Annotated in this window: 3 protein-coding genes; all 3 read left to right on the plus strand. The window is 64.7% G+C overall.

The genetic code is table 11. The annotated features are described in order from the left end of the window. Positions 1–535 (plus strand): HipA domain-containing protein (locus ACRC0P_RS11250; protein WP_438630900.1); only part of this gene is annotated, 535 nt, incomplete at its 5' end. A gap of 203 nt (positions 536–738) precedes the next feature. Next, on the plus strand, positions 739–2,424 hold the full coding sequence (gene istA, locus ACRC0P_RS11255; RefSeq protein ID WP_438630902.1) for an IS21 family transposase: 1,686 nt from the start codon (positions 739–741) through the stop codon (positions 2,422–2,424). Continuing rightward, positions 2,312–3,061: an IS21-like element IS1474 family helper ATPase IstB gene (gene istB, locus ACRC0P_RS11260; RefSeq protein ID WP_003460139.1), complete on the plus strand. Its 750-nt coding sequence runs from the start codon at positions 2,312–2,314 to the stop codon at positions 3,059–3,061. Before istA ends, istB begins: the two co-directional genes overlap by 113 nt. Positions 3,062–3,156: the final 95 nt, after the last annotated feature.

Raw genomic sequence — 3,156 nt, forward strand, 5'->3', positions numbered from 1 at the left:
AGCAAGACGCTTTCTACTGAAGCGTTTGGGCGGCGAGCGGCCCGAGGCTCTCAATCTTGATCTCTACCTTCTTGGGCGATGCACACCTGCGCCAATTGGCAATCTGCGTATCAAGGAGGCTGTCGAGGCGATTGCGGGCAGTCCGATGTTGGGTTTCACACGCGATGAGGTTATTAGCCGGGACTCGCGATTCCTTGAGTACGCGTATGAGCAGGGCGCAGCCATTGGCGGGGCGACAGGTGCTGGCGGTGAGGCCCCCAAACTGTTGCTGACTGAAGATCGGCAGGGCGCCTTACATCCAGATGCCGTGCTGCCAGATGCAGACGCCGCCCAGCACTGGTTTGTGAAGTTCGCGCGTAACAAAGCCAGTCAGACCGATCAGGACATCCTGCGCAGCGAGTATTGCTTCTATCGTGTCGTCCAGCAGCTCGGAATGGATACGGTTGCAGCTGAAGGGCTGGCATTGGAGGAGGGCAATAAGCCCAGTCTCTGGATGCATCGCTTTGATCGGGATGCGGATTTCGGAGCACTGTGACCGGCCGTTTCGGTTGATCGTGACCGGTCATTTCGCTAACGCGTGACCGCTCATTTCGGTAGCAACGTGACCGATTTTCCGCCTGTTCCGAAACAGGTGGTCACGGCTTACCGAAATCGCCGGTCACGACTTAGCGAAAGCCTTCCCCTTCGTTGCGCATGACCTGATGCGCCGCCATCCTCGACCGATTTCGGGAGAGGAAGATGGCGGCGCCGCGAGTAGCCATGCGAAACATCAAAGAATGTCTGCGCCTCAAGTTTGAGGCCGGCTTGTCCCACGAGAAGATTGCCCGTGCCTTGCAGCTGTCCAAGGGCGTGGTTAGCAAGTACATCGCGGCGGCGCGGGTGGCCGGGCTGGACTGGCCGGCGCTGGTGGCCATGGACGAGGCCGCGCTGGCGGCCGCCTTGTTTGCACCGACGTCGACGAACAAGCCGCGCGGTGAGCGAGTGCTGCCCGATGTGCTGAGCATCCACCGCGAGTTGCGACGCAAGGGCGTGACCTTGCAGCTGCTGTGGGAGGAATATCTCGCCGCGCATGCGGGCCAGCCGACCTACCGCTACACCCAGTTCGTCGAGCACTACCGGCGCTACGCCCAGACGCTCAAACGTTCGATGCGTCAGCTGCACCGTGCGGGCGAGAAGCTATTCATCGACTATGCCGGGCCGACGCTGCCGGTGGTCGACCCGGCCACCGGCGAAGTGCGCCGGGCGCACATCTTCGTCGCCGCCCTGGGCGCCTCGAATTACACCTATGCCTGCGCGACGCCAGGCGAAACCCAGGTGGACTGGCTGACCTCGCTGGGCCAGGCTCTGACCTACTTTGGCGGCGTGCCGGAAATGGTTGTGCCGGACAATCCGCGCGCCCTGGTCGCCCAGCCGGATCGCTACGAGCCGGGCCTGAACCGGGCCACGCTGGAGTGCGCGCGTCATTACCAGACGGTGATCCTGCCGGCACGGCCACGCAAGCCTCAGGACAAGGCCAAGGCCGAGGTGGCGGTGCAGGTGGTCGAGCGCTGGATCATGGCGCGGCTGCGCCATCGGCAGTTCTTCAGCCTGCATGCGCTCAATCAGGCCATCGCCGAGCTGCTGGAGAATCTGAATCGGCGCCCGTTCAAGCGGCTCGATGGCTGCCGGCGCGACTGGTTCGAGCGCCTGGATCGCCCGGCCTTGCGAGCGCTGCCGGTGCATCCCTACGAGGTCGCCACCTTCAAGCGCTGCAAGGTCAGCATCGACTACCACATCGAGGTCAATGGCAGCTTCTACAGCGTGCCCTCCGCCCTGGCCCGGCAGAACGTGGACGTGCGACTGACGGCACACACCCTGGAAGTGCTGCATGGCAACCGGCGGGTGGCCAGCCACCTGCTGCTGGGGCGACGCGGCGCTTACAGTACCCAGCGCGAGCACATGCCCGCGGCGCACCAGGCGCATCGCGAATGGACGCCACAACGCCTGCTCGACTGGGGCGCGCGGATCGGCCCCTACACGCGCCAACTGATCGATCACCAACTGACCCACAAGCCGCACCCGGAGATGGGCTACCGCGCCTGCCTCGGCCTGCTCTCGCTGGCTCGCCGCTATGGCAATGCACGGCTGGAAGCCGCTGCCGAGCGGGCCGTCCAGCTGCGCGCCTTCACCGGGCGCAGCGTGCGCAGCCTGCTCCAGCAAGGCCTGGATCAACAGCCGCTGCCCCAGCGTGCCGCCGAAACGACCTTACCCGAGCACCACGAAAACGTCCGTGGCGCCGACTACTACCAACCCCCGCAACAGGAGCTGTTCGATGATGCCGCAACACACCCTGAATCAACTGCACCAGCTACGCCTGGACGGCATGGCCCGCGCCCTGGAAGAGCAATGGACGCTGCCGGCCAGCCACAGCCTGAGTTTCGATGAACGCCTCGGCCTACTGCTCGACCGCGAACTGGCCTGGCGTGACAACCAGCGCCTGGTACGGCTGCGCAAGAAGGCCAAGCTCAAGTACGCCAACGCCTGCCTGGAAGATCTCGACCGCCGCTCCGGACGCGCCCTGGACGAGCGTCTGATCGCCACCCTGGCCAGTGGCGACTGGATCCGCCAGCAGCACAACCTGCTGCTGACCGGCCCGACCGGTGCCGGCAAAACCTGGCTGGCCTGCGCCCTGGGCAACCAGGCCTGCCGCCAGGGCTATAGCACCCTGTACCTGCGCACCCCGCGCCTGCTGGAACAACTGCGCATCGCTCATGGCGACGGCAGCTTCGGCCGTACCCTGCAACAGCTGGCAAAGGTCGACGTCCTGGTGCTGGACGACTGGGCGCTAGCCCCGCTGGAGGAAGGAGCCCGGCATGACCTGCTGGAGGTGATCGACGACCGCGCTGGCAGCCGCTCCACCATCCTGACGAGCCAACTGCCCATCGAGCACTGGCACGGCTGGATCAACGACCCGACCCTGGCCGATGCCATCCTCGACCGCCTGGTGCACAACGCCTACCGACTGACGATGAAAGGCGAGTCGCTGCGCCGAAAAAAAGCCGAGGAACAAGCCGCATCGTGACCGATGCGATTACAATCCAGAACCCGCGCAACCGGGGTGGAAGCACCGGTCACGTATTAGCGAAACGCTCGGTCACGTTCACCGAAATCCGCACT

The organism is Microbulbifer sp. (assembly GCF_051659245.1).
Classification (GTDB): Bacteria; Pseudomonadota; Gammaproteobacteria; order Pseudomonadales; family Cellvibrionaceae; genus Microbulbifer.